Source organism: Rhodococcus sp. 06-156-4 (assembly GCF_002259345.1).
Taxonomy (GTDB): Bacteria; Actinomycetota; Actinomycetes; order Mycobacteriales; family Mycobacteriaceae; genus Rhodococcoides; species Rhodococcoides fascians_E.
Map to the genome: position 1 here is coordinate 37618 of NZ_NPGB01000037.1, position 20899 is coordinate 58516.

The following is a 20899-nucleotide window of genomic DNA, read 5'->3' on the forward strand; positions in this document are numbered from 1 at the left end:
CGGTGTGTGAGCCGTGAGGGTTCGAGGTCGCATTCCGAAGGTGTGTCATGAAATGCCGGCCAAGTGGCGATGGGTGCGATCACACTCTGAGTAGAGTGGAACCGACATTGGGTCACCACATTGCCAATGGAGGCATCGCAATTGTCGAGGTACAGGTGGGGAGCCAGTCCGTTGGGTACCTGGTTGCAGCCGCCGCCAGTTTAGACGCCGCCACCGCCGCATTCATCATCTCCCACACGGATGGGTTCTTAAGTGTGGCAATGGAATGCGATGACCTGGACCGTCTTCACTTACCGCCGATGGTGGCATACTGCGAGTCAGCCGACGGTGTGGACTACGCGATTACGGTAGATGCGATCGATGGTGTCGGCACCGGTATATCTGCACATGACCGTGCGCGCACGGTACGCGCGCTGGCGGACACCAGCACCGTGCCGGCTGAGCTCACGAGACCGGGCCACGTGTTGCCGGTCCGCTGCGGCACCGGCGGACGCCAGGGCATCGCTGAATCCGTACTGGCGCTGATGCGTTTCGCCGGTACCAGGCCGTTAGGGGCGTTTGCTGCGATTTTGACCGAACAAGGTCAGATCGGCGACCATCATCATCTGCTGTCGATGGCCGTCCAATTCAAACTGCCGTGGATCGCTGCCGAGACACTATTGCGTTCCGAGGACACCGGATTCGGCAACGCCCACTCCGACGTCGGCTCCCACACCAGTAGCGACGTACGCCTGGATGGCGTAACAGATAGAGCGGTCCACCCCAGCCGTACTCACCGCAACATCGAACGTGAAGTCCACCGGACACGACACGGTAGTCCGCGTTCTACTACACCGAAGGAAAATTCTGATGCAGCGTTTCAAGGATAAGGTTGTCCTCATCACCGGCGCGGCAAGAGGACAAGGCCGCAGTCACGCTATCCGGTTTGCTGAGGAAGGCGCGAACATCATAGCGCTGGACGGCTGTGCACCTGTCAAAGGCACGAACTACGAAATGGCAACACGAGAGGATCTCGATCAAACAGTTCGTCTGGTTGAGAAGACTGGCGCTCGTATCATAGCTTCGGTGGCCGATGTCAGGTCCCAGCAGCAACTCGACGACGCAACCGCCCTGGGTGTCCGCGAGTTCGGGCGAATCGATGTCGTGATCGCCAATGCGGGGATCTTCACTCAATCGAAGAACTCATGGGAGATGACCGAAGACGAGTGGAGTTCTACGATCGATGTTGACCTCAGCGGCGTTTGGCGGACATGCAAATCTGCAGTTCCCACGATGATCGCTGGTGCCGAAGGTGGCTCGATCATCATCACCGCCTCCTCCAACGGCTATCGCGGCGAGGCCGGGCATCCGTCCTACAACGCAGCCAAGCTGGGGCTGGTAGGACTGATGCGTACCCTTGCGGGCGAGCTCGGCGATCACAGCATCCGCGTGAACACTATCCATCCCACAAATGTCAAGACTGCAATGATGTGGAACGACACAATGGTGGACACGTTCATCCCAGGGGAAACCACTGCCACCATCAATCAAGATTCATGGTGGAAGGGCATGGAGGGCATGCACATGCTACCCATTGGTGCCATCGAGCCGGAAGAAGTCAGCGACGTGGTGCTTTTCCTCGCATCTTCGGCTGGGAAGCACATCACTGCTAGCGAGTTCCCCATCGACGCCGGCTACATCCGCAAGAACTGACAACACCGATTCCGACCACAGTGTGGCCTGCGCCGCCGACGAGGCTAGTTCGTTGAACTCACCGCGCCGCGAGGTCCTGAGGCTGCAACACAAGCGAAGCAAGGGGTACTTTCTCGTGGCATCCGCAGGCACAGCGGCAGAATTCGACACGCACCGATTGATGGTAGGTCAGGTCGAGGTCACGTACTTCGACTCACATGAACCTATGGGGGACCGCCCCACAATCGTACTGGTGCACGGTACCGGTGGCAGCACATCAGCGCACTACTCGTTTCTGCTTCCGATGCTGGCGGCGGACCAGCGAGTTATTTCCGTCGATCTCAGCAAGACATCGGCCGAGGCAGTATCTCTGATAGATCTCGCCGACCAGGTAGAAGCTGTTCTACGCCATGCGCAGGCACCCAAGCTCACCCTGGTTGGTTACTCGCTCGGAGCAGTGGTGACTGCGGCAGTTGCTGCAGCTCATCCGGACCTAGTCGACAGACTCGTTCTGATTGCCGGATGGATGCGAACCGACAAACAACAACTGCTGCGAAACGACATCTGGCAGAAGTTGCGCCGTCAAGACGAGGCAGCTGCCCGAGAGTTCACGATTTTCACAGCATACAGCGCTGCATTTCTACAGATCCGCTCCAGTCAGGAAATACGCGAGCTAGTCGATGCCGTGTCGTTCGACGACTTCAAGGACCAGCAGATGGAACTGAATCGAAGTATCGACATTACTGGGTTGACTTCGGATATTCGCGCCAAGACCCTGGTGGTGGGCTGCCGTGATGACTACATGGTCCCGTCCCGCCACTCTCGAGCGTTGTTCGGCGCGATCGCGGACGCAAGCTACGTCGAGGTGGGCGCCGGCCATGCCGTCGTCCACGAACGCCCCGCAGAGTTGGTCCACTGGATCGCAACATTCAACGCCTACCCGGAGCGATTCGCTACCGGAACGATTCTACCCACAATCAGGCCCTGACGAGTCATATTTTTCCCGTACGAGCACCTCAGGAGTAGAGGCAAATGAACAGAGAACCGACCATCGACGGTGACGATAGCGCCATCGACGACTCATCGACCGAAGTGGACGTCGTCATCGTTGGCGCAGGGTTTGCCGGAGTAGGAATGGGAGTCCAGCTCGCACGGCAAACAAGCCTGTCGTTCGTCATTCTCGAACGCGAGGGTGATGTTGGCGGTTCGTGGCGTGACAACATCTATCCGGGTGTGGCTTGCGATGTTCCATCTCACCTGTACTCGTATTCGTTCCGAACCAACCCCGACTGGTCGCGTCAATACTCCCCCGGTGCCGAGATCTGGGACTACATCAGGTCCGTAGCCGACGACGAGGGACTCGGCCCGAATCTTCGATTCGGCGCTGAGATGCTCGATGCTCGATGGAATGAAACCAGCCAGAAGTGGACCGTCGACACTCCGAAGGGTGCCTTCACCGGCCGGCACCTCATTCTCGCTACCGGCCACCTGACCGATCCGAAACTTCCCCCGCTACCCGGAATTGAAGGATTTGCCGGCGAGATAGTGCACTCCGCTCGCTGGGACCCGTCCATCGATTGGCACAATAAGCGCGTCGGGGTGGTGGGGTCGGGAGCATCCGCGATCCAGATCGTGCCCGAGCTCGCAAAAGTGGTCGAGAAGTTGGTCGTCTTTCAACGAACACCAGCCTACGTCACTCCGCGTCGCGATCGCACTTTTACTGACTCGGAGAAGAGGCAATTCCGTCGCGACCCGCGCGCGATCGATGACCTGCGGCAGACCATCTTTTGGGGCGGAGATTACCAGTTTGCCGCTAGGCGCATGGTTCCCCAATACATCGAAGAAGCCCAGCGAATTGCTTTGTCCCACTTAGCCGATCAGGTACCGGCGGGACGCCTCCGAGATCAGCTGACACCTGACTACCACATAGGGTGCAAACGAATTCTCAAATCCGACGACTTCTATCCGGCGTTACAACGGGACAACGTGACGCTCGAGCCGTCCGCTCTCAGTTCATTTGCCGATGGAACACCCACCAGCGCAGCAGGAACACCGTACGAACTTGACGTGTTGGTGTTCGCCACTGGTTTCGAGACGTGGGACCTGCCGTCGTCTCACCGGGTATTCGGTCGTGGTGGAGTCTCGCTGGGCGGCCAATGGTCCACCGGCATGCAGGCGTTCAACTCTGTTGCTGTTCATAACTTTCCGAATATGTACCTCTTGAACGGACCCGCAACGAGTTTGGGTCACAACTCGATCATCTACATGATCGAAACCCAGATCGACTATGTACTAGGGGCCTTAGGATGGTCGAACCAACATGGTGACATTCTCGTCGAGGTCGACGCCCATGACGAGCAGAACTATGCCGACCGTCTTCACACAAAGGCATTGCGGACGACATTGCTCAATGGCGGGTGCAGCAGCTGGTACGTAGATCCCCGCAACGGTAAGTCGACCTTGGCATGGCCGGATTTCGCCCACACGTTCCGAGATCACTGCGCGCTCTTCGACCCTGAGCCTTACTTGCGCAATCAGAGCGATGAGAATATTGCAGGCGAAACGAATCGGAACCTGCGCGTGGTCAGCCTACAGTAATGAATACCTTTGGTCGTGAACGTTCTCGGAAAAGCGCGAAATAGGCGACTCACATTTTGGGCGCGTAGCCGACCGAACGGAATTGCTCCCGACACGATTCCATCGAGCGCATAGCAACCAAAAAAGCTCCTAACATTCACACTTCGCGGTCACTCACACCGCCCTTCAATGCAAGGACAATCGCTATGTCGCTCGAACGTCTATCCATTACCGTACCAAGAGGTTTGTGGATAGGAAAAAGTGTTTCAGCGTCTGATGGCGGCACTTTCGATGTGCACGATCCATCCACAGACGAAGTAATCACCTCGATCGCGAGCGCGAGCGGACAAGATGCAATTCGCGCTCTCGATGCCGCCGTTGCCGCACAGCACGACTGGGCGGCAACGGCCCCGCGGATTCGCTCACATTTACTGCGATCTGCGTGGGAGCTCCTGGTGGACAAAGCAGACGATTTTGCGTCCCTGATCACTATGGAAATGGGTAAAGCAATCTCAGAAAGCCGGGGTGAGGTCGCCTACGGCGCCGAATTCTTGCGCTGGTTCAGCGAAGAGGCGGTGCGAATCAACGGTCGATTCACAGCGTCACCGTCAGGGAATGGGCAGATCCTTGTAACGAAATCACCTGTCGGACCCACATTTGCAATCACACCGTGGAATTTCCCACTTGCCATGGGTACCCGGAAGATCGGACCAGCATTGGCTGCCGGATGCACCGTGATAGTCAAGCCAGCCTCAGAAACGCCCTTGACAATGCTTGCGTTGGCCGCGATCTTCGACGAAGTTGGCCTCCCACCTGGCGTGTTGTCTGTTCTTCCGACGTCATCGGCGTCCGGCGTCAGCGGACCCCTCATGGCAGACGCTCGTCTGCGCAAGGTCACCTTCACCGGTTCGACTCGAGTGGGTAAGACACTGATCGAAAAGTCGGCGGGGCAGGTTCTGCGTACATCCATGGAGCTCGGCGGCAATGCACCCTTCATTGTGTTCGACGATGCCTACATCGATGCTGCGGTAGATGGCGCTATGTCGGCGAAGATGCGCAATGGTGGCCAGGCGTGCACCGCGGCCAACCGGTTCATTGTTGCCGACAGCGTGCGAGAAGAGTTCACCTACAAACTGACAGAGCGAGTTGCGGCGTTGAGAATCGGTCCGGGCTCCGACCCCGCCACCGACGTCGGACCATTGATCAACAAAACCCAACTCGACGACGTTGCCCGGCTGGTCGACGATGCCGTGGCGACCGGGGCACGAGTCCGTACCGGCGGGAGCGCCCCCACCGGTCCCGGGTGGTACTTTGCGCCGACGGTTCTCGACAACGTCCCAGCCGACGCCAGAATACTGCAAGAGGAAATATTCGGGCCCGTAGCGCCGATCATCGGTTTCGACACCGAGGACGAAGCTGTGTCCATCGCAAACGATACCGAGTACGGTCTTGCCGCATATTTGTACACACGCGACCTCGACCGCGCCATGCGGATAAGCGCTCGGATCGGGAGTGGCATGGTTGGCATCAATCGAGGCATCATCTCCGACCCTGCTGCCCCGTTCGGTGGAGTCAAACAATCCGGATTGGGTAGCGAGGGCGGGTCCGAGGGCATCGACGAGTATCTCGAAACCAAGTACCTGGCTTTCACCTGATAGGCCGAGCTCCGAGCCCGATGTGCCATCACACCACTGAAGAAAGAACCCACTATGGAGATCCGCGGGGCCGTCCTCGAAGAGATTGGTCGCGAAAGCCCATACGCGACGACTCAACCGTTGACCATCAGCACGCTCGAACTTGGGAACCCGCGAGACGGCGAGCTCCTGATTCGGATCGAAGCAGCGGGATTATGCCACTCCGATCTCTCGGTGATCAATGGAACCCGCCCGCGCCCGGTACCCATGCTGCTCGGACATGAAGCCGCAGGAGTGGTCGAGTCCGTTGGGTCACGAGTCAGCGATATCGAGATTGGGACACGGGTCGTCATGAGCTTCTTGCCGCGCTGCGGATTCTGCGCTGGGTGCCAGACCGACGGCAGAATGCCGTGTATTCCAGGATCGGCCTCCAACAACGCTGGCACACTACTGAACGGCGGAAGTCGTCTGCACCGCAACGGTGTCGAGGTAGCTCACCATCTCGGTGTCTCCGGTTTCGCGAGTCATGCTGTGGTAGATCGGCGTTCGGTCGTCGCCGTAGATGACGACGTACCGCCTGGTGTTGCGGCTGTTCTAGGATGTGCGGTTCTGACCGGCGGCGGCGCCTTGTTGAATACCGCACCACCGCGCAGGGGGCAGTCCGTTATGGTCGTCGGCCTGGGAGGCGTGGGTATGGCGGCGCTTCTCGTCGCCGTATCACTAGGACACGGGCCGGTCATTGGAGTCGACGCGGTAGAGGACAAGCTCGACATCGCGCGAAGGCTCGGAGCAACGGATGTTTACACACCGACCACACTCGGCCTTCGCAAGGCCGACGTCGTCGTCGAGGCGGTGGGTAGCGCTGCTGCCTTCGAGGCAGCAGTTGCAGCTACCGCGCCGGGCGGAACTACGGTCACTGTCGGACTGCCGAAGCCTGATGCTGAATCGACCATCTCGCCACTCGGTTTGGTCGCCGAAGCTAGGACGATCGTTGGTAGCTACCTGGGTTCAGCTGTCCCTTCACGGGACATCCCTCGGTACGTCGAGCTATGGCGCAACGGGCACCTACCCGTCGAGGAGCTGATTTCAGCCACGATCACGCTGGATCAAGTCAACGAAGGAATGGATGCACTCGCTACCGGCCACGCGCTTCGTCAGATCATCACTTTCCCTTAACTTTGGAGATATTACTACCAAACAAATTGGTTCCCGGCGGGGACCGGAGATTGTATGACAGTATTCGATTCGAGCCAACCTGCTGGCAGTTCTAACAGAGGCGGATTCTGTATTTCGGGCTTTCCATTTGAATATGTTCTCGTGGTCGAGTTAGCAGATTTGACGTCACGCAGAGTTCTGCATTAGATGTCTTTCGATCACTCTACGGATAGCCTCTGGAATTAGAGTCGGTTTACGGGTAGTTCGGTCAACATAGACGTGCACGAACCTTGCGATGGCTGCTGCTTGCAAATTCCCGTTGTCATCAAGACGAAACAAAGCCAAACCGTAGGTTACGCTGCGGGTTCCTAATCGGGTTAAGGAGATACCGACCATCAATCGGTCCGGAAAGGTAAGTTCACGTATGTATCGGCACGACGTCTCTGCCACGACGCCAATAGCGGACATTTTGCGGATATCTGCGCGAGATTCGCTGATCAACCAAGCGTTGACGGCTGAATCGAAGTAAGAATAGTACTTCACGTTATTGACATGACCATAGTGGTCGTTGTCTTCCCAACGTGTGTCGATAGGCCACAGAACCGAGTACGTCTCTGCCGACGACTCGCCAGAAGATTCAAGTGCGCTCATTTCACTGAACATACCCGATCACCTGCTAGGGCTGCTAGTTGGCAACAAACATACGAGAAAAGGTGGACAATGAAACGGTCTATATACACCCAAGATCACGAACAATTTCGAGGTGCAGTGCGCGAGTACATTCGTCGCCATGTGTTGCCGACTGTTGAATCGCATGCAGAGAACAAGCTCATACCCCGGGCGGTGTGGCGGGAGGCCGGCATCCAAGGAATTCTAGGGCTGGAAATTCCTGAGTCCTATAATGGTGGCCAAGCCGAGGATTACCGCTTCAACGCGGTGGTGATGGAGGAGCTCGCAGCCGTCAATATGGCCTTGGCTGCAAGTTTCGGAATCCATTTCGATATCGTTGCACCGTACATCGTGGACCTGGCCTCGGACGCGCAGAAAAGCAAGTGGCTACCCCGCATGGCGGCGGGAGAAGTCGTTGCAGCGATTGCCATGACCGAACCTTCAGGAGGTTCTGATCTCGCACGATTGAAGACCACCGCTGTCAGGGACGGATCCGACTGGGTTCTGAACGGATCTAAGACCTTCATCACCAACGGGTACACAGCCGACGTCGTCGTTGTTGCCGCGCGCACCGATCCCGACAAGGGCGCGCGCGGCATCAGCCTGTTCCTTGTAGATGCAACGCTTTCCGGTTTCGAGCGCGGCCGAAAGCTAGACAAGGTCGGGCAGCCCGAGGCTGACACCGCCGAGCTGTTTTTCGACGGAGTGCGGCTCCCTGCGGACACGATGCTGGGCGAGCCCGGTACCGGATTCGTATCCATGATGGAGCGATTGCCCCAAGAACGACTCGGGGGCGCAGCCACCAATCTGGCCCACGCGAAGCAAATTTTGCTCGAAACCATCGAATACGCGAAGAGTCGTACCGCGTTCGGCAGTCCTATCGGGGGATTCCAACACAACAAGTTCCTGCTTGCTGAACTGGTCACCAAGGTCGACGTCGCCCAGGCTTACGTGGACGCCTGCGTGGTTGAGCATTCCAGCACCGGCCTGAGCGCTGTCGACGCCGCGAAGGTCAAGTGGTGGTGTGCGGACCTGCAGAACAATGTCCTCGATCATTGTGTCCAGCTGTTCGGGGGTTACGGATACATGCGTGAATACCGCGTTGCGCGCGCGTGGATGGACGCACGAGTGACCAAGATCTGGGCCGGATCGAACGAGATCATGAAAGAGATCATTGGTCGCGACCTCGGATTGTGAGCCTTGCGCGGCTGATTTCCCTCCGGCCCCGGGCGGCGGTTCGGTGCGACAGGCAAGAAACTAACGGGATCGCGCCCCGGAGTTCGACTACGCTTGTTGTTCATCAGACCAATTTCACCTACACACCACCGCTGTTCGGGTATGTTCGTTGTCTGTCAGTTGAGATTTTCCGAAGGTGGGTACCCGCCCGACGACCCGATTGATCTATCGAGTGGCTTATCCCATCGCGGAAGTCCAGCCTCGCGGGCGTGGTAAGATTTATCACACACGCAATTGTTGCGAAAAAATTGCGAAAGCCGAGTGTACGATTCTTCACCAGCTCTGGAGGCCGGATTCAGGATGTCGGAATTGATAACTGCGTCCGATGGCCGGATCGCGCGCGGCAACCGCACTCGTGTACAGCTGCTTGCATCGGCATTGAAACTTTTCGGCGAACGCGGTTTTTTCGCGACGACCATGAAAGACCTGGCGCACGAGGCCGGAGTGTCACCACCCGCTGTCTACAATCACTTCGACTCCAAGGAAAGTGTGCTATTTGCTGCATTGACCTGGGGTCTACAGAAATTCCAAGACTACGTAATCGACAATGACGACTCCGAGCTCGATCCAACGGCCCGACTAGAGGGAGTTGTTCGGCGTCATGCCCGCCACCAGATCAAGTTCGCTAGGAGGGCCGAGTTCGCAGACAGACTTTTGGATGCGGTTGCCGCTGGTGAGCTACTCACAGAAACCCAGCGAGACATAATCACAGGTATACGAGCGAATTATCACGACCTCGTCGACTCGCTCATATTGCAAGTAGCGGCAACGAGCGATAGCCGAACACCGCCAACCCATATGTGCAGAGCGGCCATCTTGAATCTTTGTGATCGATCTCCGCAATGGGTCAATTCACCCCAGAATGCAACCGGTTCCACCAGCATTGAGGACGACGTCTGGTTTCTAGTTCAAGGAATGCTCAGAATCTGAGGAGGCTCGCGCCCGCGATTCGTCGCGGCTTAGGACGAATTCTCCCCAGGGTCCTGGATCGTTGTCCAACGCGGATGTAGCCGCCACCCACCACGCCGTCCCTACGACGCAGTGGCCCCTCTCTCATTACTCTGCTCAAACTCGACGTCACCTCCAATCCTGTCGGCTCGTACTCCGCCGATACTCTGTGGCCGCAAATTTTCAAGGGTACAGACCACGCAACAAGTGGGCTTCCGCGACCCGTTCGACCGCGAGGCACGTCGCGGCGTCCCTGAGGGTGAGGTGCTGCGCGGTCGAACGTCCCACGACCGCAGCCCACGCTTTCTCCATCTTGGTTCGCAACCGCTGCTCAACCTGATGCTCATCCCACCAATAAGTCTGATTGGCTTGAACCCACTCGAAGTAGGACACCACCACACCACCCGCGTTGGCAAGAATATCGGGAACGACCAAAATGCCCTGTTCGCTGAGGATCTGATCGGCAGCCGTGGTGGTCGGTCCGTTTGCACCCTCAACAATGATGCTTGCCTTGACACGTCCGGCATTGTCAGAGTTGATCACCCCCTCCACTGCAGCTGGCACCAGAAGATCGACATCGAGCTCGAGCAGCTCAGCTCCGCTGATTTTCGTACCATTCTCGAAGTCGACCACGGATCCGGTCGCGTCTACATGGATTTCGAGCGCCGACACATCCAGACCGTCCGGATCAGCTACCGCACCGAACTGATCTGAGATCGCAACCACTTTGAGCCCGGCATCGCACAGAAATCTCGCTGCGGAACGACCGACCTTACCGAACCCTTGCACCGCAACTGTACTCAGCGCTGGCGTCCGGCCCGAATGCGTCAGCGCCAGCAATGCGATATCGACGACACCTCGACCTGTCGCGCTTGCTCGTCCCACTGAGCCACCGAGGGCGAGAGGCTTGCCAGTCACGGCGCCGGCGACTGTGTGTCCGGTGCTCACGGAGTAGGTGTCCATGATCCACGCCATAGTTTGTTCATCGGTACCGATATCGGGAGCCGGGATGTCGCGTTCGGGTCCCAACACAGATATCAGCTCTGATGTGTAACGGCGCGTAACGCGTTCGAGCTCGGGTTTGGTGTATCGACGAGGGTCGATCACGACACCCCCTTTGGCGCCACCATAGGGCACGTCGACTAGAGCGCACTTCCATGTCATCAGCATCGCAAGAGCTCTGATTTCGTCCAGGTTCACATCTGGACTGAAACGCAGACCTCCCTTGGTTGGGCCGCGGGAGGTGTTGTGCTGGACGCGATGACCGATCACAGTCTCGATCTCGCCTGTATCACGACGCAACGGCACCGCAACTGTCACTTCTCTTCGGGGAGTCGACAGGATCGAATGTAGACCTTGGTCGTACCCCAGAATGTCTGTGGCGTTGCTGAGCTGGCGTTGAGCTTCGCTCCACGGGTTAGGCCGGACGTCCTGCGAAGCCGAGGGTATGGAAAGTGTGGCGCTCAAAATTCAGTCCGATCTGTTGGGGGGTCTCAAGGCTTGGAGGTACTTTCTTCGCCCTCGATGAGCACCTGATCGCAGCGGTTGCTGGCTTACCGGACGCGACACCGGATCTAGGGCTCGATATTCCGCAGGTTCCGCGGCGTTGACGACGCGCCAATGCTGGAGCCTGATATGTTGGGCCCTCCTCATCGGAGGCCAGGTCGCCGGCCGCCAGTAACTTCAGACTGATTCGACGGCGGCTGTAGGGACGAGGACATCGTATTCACGAAGATCACCAGAAAGAACTGTCTGGCCGCGAAGCGGTCAACATCCAGGTAGGGGCAAACACATCACTGACGCACTCGGCCCTCTTCATGTAGATGACTGCAAGTTACTCGCCTCCTGTCAGGGGCGGATGTCACCGTTACGCGACTTGAACCCACAATGACTCAAGTCCTCCAACAACGAGGACTCAATGTCCGATGCGGTAGAAACTGTCGCGTTGGGTGTAGGACACCCCAGGTAGGTACAATATACCCGAACGGTCGTTAGTATAGTATCGAGTGCGGCCGAGCGCACTTCTTCCGCCGGGTCACGTTCCCGAACTGGCAGCACGACCGGACAAGCAGCCACGTCTCTACACCCGAAGGTCGCGATAGCATGCAGCTGCGGCGACCGATGTTAGAATACTAATCATTGTTCGTATTCAGAGGAACGCCGACACCGCCGATGCCCAAGGCCTGCTACGCCGGAACCTTCCGTCTAGTAGGTCCGTTGAGTCCGAACGACTCTGATCGACCTGGATTGATTTTTCCCTGCGAAGCACCCGGAAGGGCACAACATGGCCGCCGACCTGCGAACGTCATCGACCGCGTTCCAGAACTGTAAAGCGTTTTTGGGAGGAGGGGTCAGCTCGGGCCTGCGCGCTTCCATGCAACCACATCCTCTGTTCGTCGAACGCGGGTTCGGTCCACGCGTGTGGGACGTTGCCGGGCAAGAATATGTTGATTTCGTGATGGGGTGGGGGCCCCTCATCGCAGGTCATAGCCATCCGTCAATCGTGGCGGCAGTGGCGGATATGTTGCCAAGGATGCAAATTGGCATGAAGGTCTCGTAGGAGTAGAACAGGTGCAGGACGAGTGTTGGACCCTAGTCTCGGCCCTACTCGGCCCTACTCGGACAACGCTGACAGGCTAACTAGCACGGTGCGACGACGACGACAAGCGGTATATCTGGACGATGCCCGTAATCTCGGAAGCGTCCTTGAAACCGAGGACTGCGGTCGCCAGACCTGGCATGACTTCTCGCCCTGTCATCAACGATCCAGGGGTGGTATCCCGGGGTGGTGGCAACCCGATAGGGACAAGGCCGCTGATCGTGAGCAGGTCTTCATGCCGTGGGTATCGGATATCGATGTCTGTTCGGCGACCGATGGTGGCACATCGGACGAAGGACTGCTTCATGGATACGACTCACGCCGTGTTCTGCGGCATGGACGTAGAAAAGTCGTATCACGCTGTCGGTCTCGCCGTTGACGGCATCCGCCTCTACGACAAGGCCCTGCCAACGACAAGACTCGTCTACGCACAGTTTTCGTCCACCTCGCCGCGCACGGACCTGTGTTGAACATAATTGATCAAGCCAACACGATCGGTGCGCTTCTGCGTGAAGCCGAAACACCCAACATGCATCTTGGGCACGGAGTGACTGTACGCCTCCTGACGCGTCTTCGTCCCGGTACGGCGTCTTCGTCCTGAGCCAGTGCAGCGTGGCGAGCGGGAACGGTAAGGTCGCCGGCATGTACCGGCGTCTAATGTCCCTGAGCCATCGGCCCACTCGTGAGGGATCGACAATTACCGAGGCCCATGTACCCGCGTACCTCGCACTGGAACTTGCCACCACCGCATATGCGGATGCGCTGTCCCACTTCACCAATGGGCTGCTTACGGGTGAGGACGTCGTGATTGCCCAAATCGAGGCCTCGTTCGGACATGAACTCCTCGTCGGCAATGTCGACGTCGATGTAGTACTTCGCAACGTCGGTAGATCATCACTCGGGATGGAGGTGACTTTGGCACAGAACGCCTATCCCCGCAGTTCCTTTGCCTTCGAATTGGTACATCTCGTCGACGGCCGATCGGCGGCAATTCCTGGCAAGCCCAGGGACATCCTGGAGAGTCTTATGAAGTAGCTCGACTGCCAATCTCGCACCCATCCGGTGCCACAGCCCCACCGTCACGCCCTTCAGCTTTCGCTCGCCACGCACCTGCGCCGGCAAACGGGACGAGACGAGCACCCGCCGAGCCGCGGGTTCCGTCCGGCTCAAGATCCGCGCCGGATACTTCTCTCAGCAACTGCGGCGAGCTTCTGATGACCGAACTGAACATCTACTGAGGCACACGGACTGTCGTCTTCCACGAATCAGCTACCCCATGGGAACAGCTAGTCCCCGCCCACACACAGAACAGCTGGCGCACGACCCACGATTCTACCGCCGAAACCAGCAACCCCAATGCGCCGACGAATACCGCGACTAGGTCGTCTTGGTACGACGATCGCAGCTTCGTCCAGCCAGTCACTGGACAAGTGCCACCGCAACTCGATCGGTTCGACAACCCCGACAGCCTGTCCGCACTGCAGGTAGCGGACAACAACTGTCTGAATCATGACAGCCAGGACCATGAGCAAGGTGCGAGTCAACGGCGTGGTCAACAGTTGGGGGCCATGTGCCATCGCGGATTGTTACGAAGTTGAAAACTTCAGCAATTCAACTGATCCAGCAACCAAATGAGTGGTAGTTTACTAATGATCGATCGTACATTTAGTTTCATCGCAACCAGGAGTTCTCGTTCGCCCGGCGACCTTGATGACTTCGCCGTATGAGCAGCCGAATTCTGCTCTCCAAGCGTTGATTCAAGCAATCTGCCTGGTCGATTTCGACCAGTAAGGTTGCTCGACTATTGCGTTTCCGGAGCCCGGTGTAAGAAAATCTGCGAAAGGGGTCGTACACCCACAGCCGCAGGCGTAATCGCTGCTGTAAGAGATAGTCGACACGTTGTGTTAAACGCGGACGTGCCCGGCCGCTAGAAGCCGTCACTGACCGGTCCCCGGAATCTTCGTGTCCACACACGGCGTTCTGCGGGGGCCGCTGGCGATCATCGACGGTTCTGTCTAGCAGCTTTTACCGATCCTCTGCTCTCAAAGGAAAGATATGACCAGGATGTTTGACTCAAACGGCCCTGATACAGGCTCTCCCGTCGACACTACTGCCGCAGGCTCGCATAGAGAGACCCAGACCCTCGGACAGCCTACGTTCTTCTGGAATCTCACGCTGGTAGATCTCTGGGAACGGTTCAGCTTCTACGGACTGCAAGGCGTTCTTACCTTTTACCTGCTGTACTCCATGGCCGAGGGCGGTCTCGAGATCGATCCGCTCGTAGCAGTGGGTATCGCCGGCGCTTACGGTGGATTGACCCAGATCACATCAATAGGTGGGTCCTGGCTTGCCGATCGCATAATTGCCCCTAAGAAAATGGTTCTGATCGGTGCGATTGTCATCGCCGCTGGCCATGTCGTGCTGGGTGTTGTCAACGGAGTAACAGGACTTGCCGTGGGTCTTTTCTTGATCATTGTCGGCACCGGAGCCCTGAAAACGAACCTTATGTCCATTGTTGGGATGTTGTACGAGCGCTCTGAGACGCGCCGAGACGCTGGGTTCACTATATTTATTGCTTCCACGAATATGGGTTCTGTACTAGGTCCGCTTCTGATGGGCATCACTCAAAGTTCGTGGGGCTTTCACGCTGCCTTCGGCCTTGCGGCCATCGGAATGATTCTTGGCCTTATCCAGTTCTCTACCGTCTACGCTAAACTGCCACCCCAGTCGGCCATAGTTCGAAACCCGATCGAGGCCACGAAATGGCATCTCGTTGGCGTTTTATGTGCAGCGTTCGTGGGTTTCATTGCGGTCTTATGGTTCAGCGGGGCGCTCACGGGGGAAAACCTGGCAACGACGCTGGCGGTGCTGTCCGTGGTTATGGTAATTTTCTACTTCACGGTCATGTTGCGGTCGCCACGTGTCACCTCGGTGGAAAAGACCCGAGTCTGGGGTCTGATCCCGATCTGTGCCGCGGGTCTCGTGTTTTTTGCATATACGTATCAGGTGTTCACGACCGTTCCACTCTTTGTCACCGAGAGTGTGGATACAAGTCTCGGGTCCTGGGCAATTCCAGACGTGTGGTTCGTCACCGTAATGGCAATCGGATCGATCGGAATCAGCCCTGTGCTGTCCGCGTTGTGGACTCGACTAGGAGTACGGCAGCCAAAGCCTATGACGAAGATGTCCATCGGATTCACACTTATGGGTGCCGCTCATGCAGGTCTTTACCTGCTTGCGGGTACCTACTCTGACGGAGAGATACCGGCCCTGCTGGTAATAATCTGTCTACTTGTTGCAGGATTTGGAGAAGCCTTTCTCCTACCGATCGTCTTATCGGTCGCCACACGAGTCGTACCCCTTGCCTTCAAGACCCAAGGCCTGGCTGCGGTCTTGCTTTGCCTGGGAGTTGGTTCTATTTTGGCGGGCGTACTTGGTGGAATCTTCACCAAGACATCTGAAACCACGTACTTCGGCCTACTCACTGTCATTGCTTTCGTCGCTGCGTGCGTACTTGCTGTCTCTGCGCAGCGAAACTTTCAACGTATCAATGCTTGACGACCGTACCCAGACACTACCAAAATTTAGGATCAAACTATTCAGAAGGCTGTGACATACGCACGTGTTTCAGACTGTTCCACCACCAAGCCAACCACAGTTCACCTCATATCAGGGTGCAAGCGAAGTGCGCGAACCAAGCCGCATACGAGATAGGGTCTAGCAAATGAACGGATTCGTGCGAAACGCGCATACAGAGAAGCTTCAGCAGTATTCGATCGAAGAAAGTAGAGTGGTCGATGGGTCGCCCGTTGTGTCGTACAGCAAAATCTGGCAGTCAGCCGACGGGTCGGTCACACACGGCCTGTGGGAAATGTCCGCAGGAACCATTCGCGATTTCCGTGCCGACGAGTCGTTCATTGTGATCAGCGGCCGCGCCACTATCGAATTTCAGAACCGTGAAGAAGTTCAGGAGTTGACTCAAGGCAGCCTATGCGTTCTCCGCAAGACTGATCCGGCAACGATCACCGTCCACGATACGCTACGCAAACTGTTCGCGCACCACAGCTAGCGGGGCCGACCGCCGTGCTCACGTGGTCCACGGAGTGTGTTCCCTGCTGACTAGTTCTGAAAGGATTTATCTATATGGCTGAAATCCTTGAGGGGAAGGTCGCCCTGATTTCGGGCTCAGCCCGCGGTCAGGGCGCTTCCCATGCGCGACGCCTGGCAGCAGCGGGTGCTTCGATCGTTGTCTGCGACCTTCTCGATGACCTTGGCGAGGCCGTTGCCCGGTCGATCACCGATGTCGGCGGACGCGCGGTATACACTCACCTCGATGTCCGATCGAATACCGACTGGGGGGCCGCCGTCGACCTGGCGGAGTCAGAGTTCGGTGCCTTGAATATTCTCGTCAATAACGCCGGCGTCTGCGAGATATCCTCTGTTACGGAATGCTCCGACGAGGAGTGGGACTTGGTCGTGAATACCAATCAAACAGGCGTTTTCCAGGGGATGAGAGCTGCTATCCCTGCCCTTGAACGCGCCGGTGGTGGTTCCATCATCAACACTGCATCCATCTTCGGGCTGAAGGGTACATGGGGCTATGCAGCGTACGTTGCGAGCAAGTTCGCCGTCATAGGCTTAACAAAGACGGCCGCGCGGACGTACTGTTACTCGAATATCAGGGTGAACGCCATCGCGCCGTCGAGTGTCGCCACACCGATGCTCGAGAAAGAGCTCAAACAGTTCGAAGGTAACCCGAACTTCGACTACAGTAAACATATTGCTATGCAACCGATTCCGCGTGATGCCACGGTAGAGGAAGTATCGGAGACCGTTCTGTATCTCGCTTCGGACATGTCGTCCTACACCACTGGGGCTGTCATACCGGTCGACGGTGGTGTGCTGGCTTGAATATTTAGACATTGATTGCAAGCCAGTACTGCGCTTCAAATTTGTGCCGATATACGGGACGTGCCGATTCCCTGCTAAGCCATTCGAGTGCAGCTTCGCCAATAACAGCAATGCAGCATCGATGCCGGAACGCCGATGCAAGCAATCTCAAGGTACTATACCGATCAGCTCTAGGATTGTTTACATTGGTTCGGAGGAACTGGGCGTCGCCTAGCGCATCGAAGTGTAGATTTTGGAGCTTTGCCGAAGGATTACTACACTCAATTCATTGGTAAGCGGACAGATCGAAGACCGAGCATCCCTGAAACCAACGTCCAGCCTTCATCTTCGATCTGGCGTCGGTCAACGTCCGCGTCGGGACCATGCAATGAGTGGGCCCTATCGCAAAACATTAATACAGCCGATGTGCAGACCCGTGTCGCGGGGAGGTCGAGATCGGAACTACTTTTCAATTCGTCGATCAAGCCGTCAACAAATTCTCTGTATCGAAGCAGAAGCTCGTCAATATTATGGCGAGCAGACACCGTCAGAATTTCACCCGCTGCAATAGATTCCAGGAGTTTGTCCGCTGCGCGGACGGATCCGGTTCCGTACGTCTGCCACACAATATGGCGTCGCACTACGCCTTCCAGGCGCTGTAAGCCGCTTTCAGCGGGATTGTCCGGTCCCATAACATACGCTTGAAACTTGGTCAGTCCAGCAACCAGCGCTGCGGCAAGAATGCTTTCTTTGGATGCAAAGTGGTTGTAAATAGAGGGCGCACGAACACCCGCGGATTCCGCTAGGTCCTTCATACTTGTCGCGTCAAAGCCTTTGGTTCCGAATAGCTGCAGGGCAGCATCGAGTAACTGCTTCCGGGTCCGATTCCCGCGAACCATCCGCCCGTCTATGACTGGCGATTCACTCTTCGTCGGCATCGTCCCTCCAAACTGTACGGCCTTCAGCATATGCCACGGGCGCTCGGCTGCGGTCAGTCCAGAGACGCTGAGTATATTTTACTGCAATTTAACAACTCGGCGTGGCCCACTCGAAGAGAACGATCCCCCCGATCGATCAACTGCCCTCTGCTCGACGTCGCGGGCTGCACCTCGGCCCGCTGGCCTTCCCCGCAAGGCGATGGATGTCACGTGCACAAATCGACGTCTGCGTTCACCAACGACTTTGGAAGTACACACGTCTGTGTGACGTCCTTGACCCGCGCACCTAGCGGAACCCTCTAGAGAGGTCATAAAGCCAGGTCAACATGCACTCGACCGGCGGCACCGGCAGCCAACCCGAAGTCAGAAGCAGTAGCTCATCAACGTCCCCGCAGACATCGGCGACGCGGCGGATACGAGCGGCACCGTTCGCTCGTTACTCTCGACGCTGAGCAAAGGCAACACTGTTCCTGCGCGGTGAGATTGCGGCCGTGACCTGGGCGGCACCCTTGGGAGAGGACTTCGCTGCTTCCCTCGCGCCTTGGAGTTTGACGACGTCGCCGACGACCGACGCCGACATCATCGCTGTACGCAAAAATTTAGGCGCATGATAAGGCAAAGATCATAGCGGAAAGTGCTGCCGTATCGGCATTACAGACGGCCTTGACTGGTGCCGCTGCGCGGCACCACTGCTACTGGGCAATGTCGCATTGCCAGGAGCGGCGAACCTTCTGACAGTCTGTCCGGATTTTTCTCGACGCACTTGGGGGTAGGATGGCCGGGCACTCGCAACGAGTGTGCATCGACGGCCGGGATCGCGGTGTTCGTGCTCAAATTCCGGGCATCACGGTATCGACGCGCGGTGGCCCCGCGGGTCACCCAAGAAGTGTTTATCAGCTACGTACTGACATCGTCGCTGGGCCATGCAGCGGGGTGCCGGATTGGCCCGACTTGGCAATCAAAGCTCAGCACTATTGATGTTTAGAGCCCTGTTCGGACCTGGGCGCGGCATGACTTCAGTGTCGATCGGCGCTGTTCATACGACGACCGGGTTGTACAGAATCTGCTCGTCAAGGCGTACCGCCCCACCGCCGGAGCGGCAAACGTACATCGTCGACGCCCTCGTCGCCTTTTGGATAGGCTTCGCTGCTACCTGTGTTGTTTGACACAGCGCTTTCGAACAAGCGTGTTCGGGGTGAGACCGTCAGCGTTGGTTACGCACGCATGCTGACTTGCACTGACTGCGGGTGTTACCGACCCACTGGTTGTCGTATGCCGGGAACGTTCATCCGCGCGCCACGATCGGACAAAGTTGAATACTTAACGGATCAGAGGCGCCCGAGGATGACTATGCACCACCCCCGACCCACTGCCCCGCGTTCCACTACCGGCTCACGGTGGGACACCCGCACAGGCATGGTCATCGCCAGCGCTTCCGGGGCGCTACCGATGCTCGCCATCGCCCTGATCGAGCCCTCCTTCCTTCGGCCCGGTGCACTACCGATCCTGACCGCCATAGTCGCGTTCACCGCCCTCACGGTCGTGATCGCTGTCCGCGCCGGCCGACTCACCGAGACCCAATTCACGATCCTCGGATCCGGAGGCATGCTGGGAGTAGCGATCTCGGCGTACCTGATCGCCGACCCAGCCGGAACCCGCGCAGTGACCTCCATGCTCGCCGTCGTACCGGCCATTGCTGCTTCGGGTTCCCCGCCTCGCGTCACCGCAGCCTTGACCACAGCATCGATGGCCATGGCCACCACACTGTCCGTCATTGCTATGAAATCCTCCGGCATCGCCGTCACGATCATCGCGGTCGGCGCGGCCGTCACCACTGTGCTGGTCCCCGTAACCCTGATCCTCGCTCTTCGACGCTCCATCACCGCCGTCAACCAACGGCTGGAGACACTCGCCAACACCGATTCACTGACCGGCCTGCTGAACCGACGTGGACTACTCGCCGCCGCCGAGACGGCACTGCGCACGGCTGGCGGCCAAGCCGCATCCCTGACTGCTGTCGTAGTCGACGTCGATCACTTCAAGACCGTCAACGACACCCACGGACATGCCGCCGGTGACCGGGTCCTCGTCACCATCGCCCGGACACTGGAACAGACCGCGACCCGATCCGACGAGCCCGGATCGATCGTCGCCCGCATCGGAGGCGAAGAGTTCCTTCTCCTCATGCCCGGTGCGCATCCGACGCTCGGAACCACCATCGTCGAAGCAGTCCGACCAAGCGGCGAAGTCACCGTCAGCGCCGGGTCGGTGACAGTCCAGGTCGAGCCGACACCCCACGACGCCTCCAGGATCGCGCCGACCCGCATCGACCGCGGCGCCCCCGACACGGCGACTACCGGTGAATCGAATCCCGTCGACCAAGCCCGTCTCGGGGTGGAGCGGACGGTGGACTCCATCGTCCGCGCCGCCGACCGCGGACTGTACGCAGCGAAAACAGCGGGTCGCGACCGCGCCCACCACTGCGGCACACTCACACTCGCGCAGCACCGTCCGTGAAGCGTCCGATCCCGAACCCCTCCGTCCTGCCGCGCCCGCTACCCGGCGCTGACACTACGAGCAGT

At 57.9% G+C, this 20899-nt stretch carries 18 protein-coding genes; 14 read left to right on the plus strand and 4 right to left on the minus strand.

All coding sequences use genetic code 11. The features are described from left to right. The first annotated feature begins 95 nt into the window (after positions 1-95). The 6 genes from CH290_RS26795 (at position 96) to CH290_RS26820 (ending at position 7058) form a co-directional block, all read left to right on the plus strand. Positions 96-869, plus strand: a complete 774-nt coding sequence (locus tag CH290_RS26795) for a 3,4-dihydroxy-2-butanone-4-phosphate synthase (RefSeq protein ID WP_170947509.1) — start codon at positions 96-98, stop codon at positions 867-869. Continuing rightward, positions 850-1692: a mycofactocin-coupled SDR family oxidoreductase gene (locus CH290_RS26800; protein WP_033188255.1), complete on the plus strand. Its 843-nt coding sequence runs from the start codon at positions 850-852 to the stop codon at positions 1690-1692. The genes CH290_RS26795 and CH290_RS26800 overlap by 20 nt, the downstream gene beginning before the upstream one ends. Positions 1693-1852: 160 nt before the next feature. Beyond that, the gene (locus CH290_RS26805; RefSeq protein ID WP_052083037.1) at positions 1853-2659 is read left to right on the plus strand and encodes an alpha/beta fold hydrolase; all 807 of its coding nucleotides are present in this window, start codon (positions 1853-1855) and stop codon (positions 2657-2659) included. A 44-nt stretch (positions 2660-2703) separates the two neighbouring features. Continuing rightward, positions 2704-4269: a flavin-containing monooxygenase gene (locus CH290_RS26810; protein ID WP_080748616.1), complete on the plus strand. Its 1566-nt coding sequence runs from the start codon at positions 2704-2706 to the stop codon at positions 4267-4269. Between the two features lie 185 nt (positions 4270-4454). After that, positions 4455-5903: an NAD-dependent succinate-semialdehyde dehydrogenase gene (locus tag CH290_RS26815; protein ID WP_033188254.1), complete on the plus strand. Its 1449-nt coding sequence runs from the start codon at positions 4455-4457 to the stop codon at positions 5901-5903. A 54-nt stretch (positions 5904-5957) separates the two neighbouring features. Next, a complete protein-coding gene (locus tag CH290_RS26820; RefSeq protein ID WP_033188253.1) occupies positions 5958-7058 on the plus strand; it encodes an alcohol dehydrogenase catalytic domain-containing protein in 1101 nt (366 codons plus the stop codon). A 165-nt stretch (positions 7059-7223) separates the two neighbouring features. Here the strand turns inward: CH290_RS26820 and CH290_RS26825 are convergent, their stop codons facing one another. Next, entirely contained in the window at positions 7224-7688 is a 465-nt protein-coding gene (locus CH290_RS26825) for an acyl-CoA thioesterase (protein ID WP_080748630.1), read from the minus strand. Between the two features lie 69 nt (positions 7689-7757). Here CH290_RS26825 and CH290_RS26830 point away from each other — a divergent pair, with 69 nt between their 5' ends. Both CH290_RS26830 and CH290_RS26835 read left to right on the plus strand, forming a co-directional pair. After that, positions 7758-8903, plus strand: a complete 1146-nt coding sequence (locus CH290_RS26830) for an acyl-CoA dehydrogenase family protein (RefSeq protein WP_033188252.1) — start codon at positions 7758-7760, stop codon at positions 8901-8903. A gap of 339 nt (positions 8904-9242) precedes the next feature. After that, positions 9243-9872, plus strand: a complete 630-nt coding sequence (locus CH290_RS26835; RefSeq protein WP_052083018.1) for a TetR/AcrR family transcriptional regulator — start codon at positions 9243-9245, stop codon at positions 9870-9872. 201 nt (positions 9873-10073) lie between these two features. Here the strand turns inward: CH290_RS26835 and CH290_RS26840 are convergent, their stop codons facing one another. Further along, positions 10074-11210 (minus strand): Glu/Leu/Phe/Val family dehydrogenase, encoded by a 1137-nt coding sequence (locus CH290_RS26840; protein WP_230620866.1) that lies wholly within the window; start codon positions 11208-11210, stop codon positions 10074-10076. A gap of 964 nt (positions 11211-12174) precedes the next feature. Here CH290_RS26840 and CH290_RS26845 point away from each other — a divergent pair. From CH290_RS26845 to CH290_RS26870, 5 genes are all read left to right on the plus strand, one after another. Then, a complete protein-coding gene (locus tag CH290_RS26845) occupies positions 12175-12450 on the plus strand; it encodes an aminotransferase class III-fold pyridoxal phosphate-dependent enzyme (protein ID WP_080748615.1) in 276 nt (91 codons plus the stop codon). Positions 12451-13131: 681 nt separating this feature from the next. Beyond that, the gene (locus CH290_RS26855; protein WP_141216169.1) at positions 13132-13524 is read left to right on the plus strand and encodes a hypothetical protein; all 393 of its coding nucleotides are present in this window, start codon (positions 13132-13134) and stop codon (positions 13522-13524) included. A gap of 1020 nt (positions 13525-14544) precedes the next feature. Further along, positions 14545-16047: a peptide MFS transporter gene (locus tag CH290_RS26860; RefSeq protein ID WP_052083015.1), complete on the plus strand. Its 1503-nt coding sequence runs from the start codon at positions 14545-14547 to the stop codon at positions 16045-16047. Between the two features lie 166 nt (positions 16048-16213). Continuing rightward, positions 16214-16558 (plus strand): cupin domain-containing protein, encoded by a 345-nt coding sequence (locus CH290_RS26865; RefSeq protein WP_033188251.1) that lies wholly within the window; start codon positions 16214-16216, stop codon positions 16556-16558. 74 nt (positions 16559-16632) lie between these two features. Beyond that, positions 16633-17400, plus strand: a complete 768-nt coding sequence (locus CH290_RS26870; RefSeq protein WP_033188250.1) for an SDR family NAD(P)-dependent oxidoreductase — start codon at positions 16633-16635, stop codon at positions 17398-17400. Positions 17401-17660: 260 nt separating this feature from the next. Here the strand turns inward: CH290_RS26870 and CH290_RS26875 are convergent, their stop codons facing one another. Beyond that, positions 17661-18317, minus strand: coding sequence for a TetR/AcrR family transcriptional regulator (locus tag CH290_RS26875; protein ID WP_170947510.1), 657 nt, complete (start codon positions 18315-18317; stop codon positions 17661-17663). 436 nt (positions 18318-18753) lie between these two features. Then, a complete protein-coding gene (locus CH290_RS30415) occupies positions 18754-18900 on the minus strand; it encodes a hypothetical protein (RefSeq protein ID WP_170947657.1) in 147 nt (48 codons plus the stop codon). Positions 18901-19661: 761 nt separating this feature from the next. Here CH290_RS30415 and CH290_RS30990 point away from each other — a divergent pair. Further along, positions 19662-20834 carry a GGDEF domain-containing protein gene (locus CH290_RS30990; RefSeq protein ID WP_080748614.1) on the plus strand — a complete coding sequence of 391 codons (1173 nt, stop codon included), beginning with the start codon at positions 19662-19664 and terminating at the stop codon, positions 20832-20834. Positions 20835-20899: the final 65 nt, after the last annotated feature.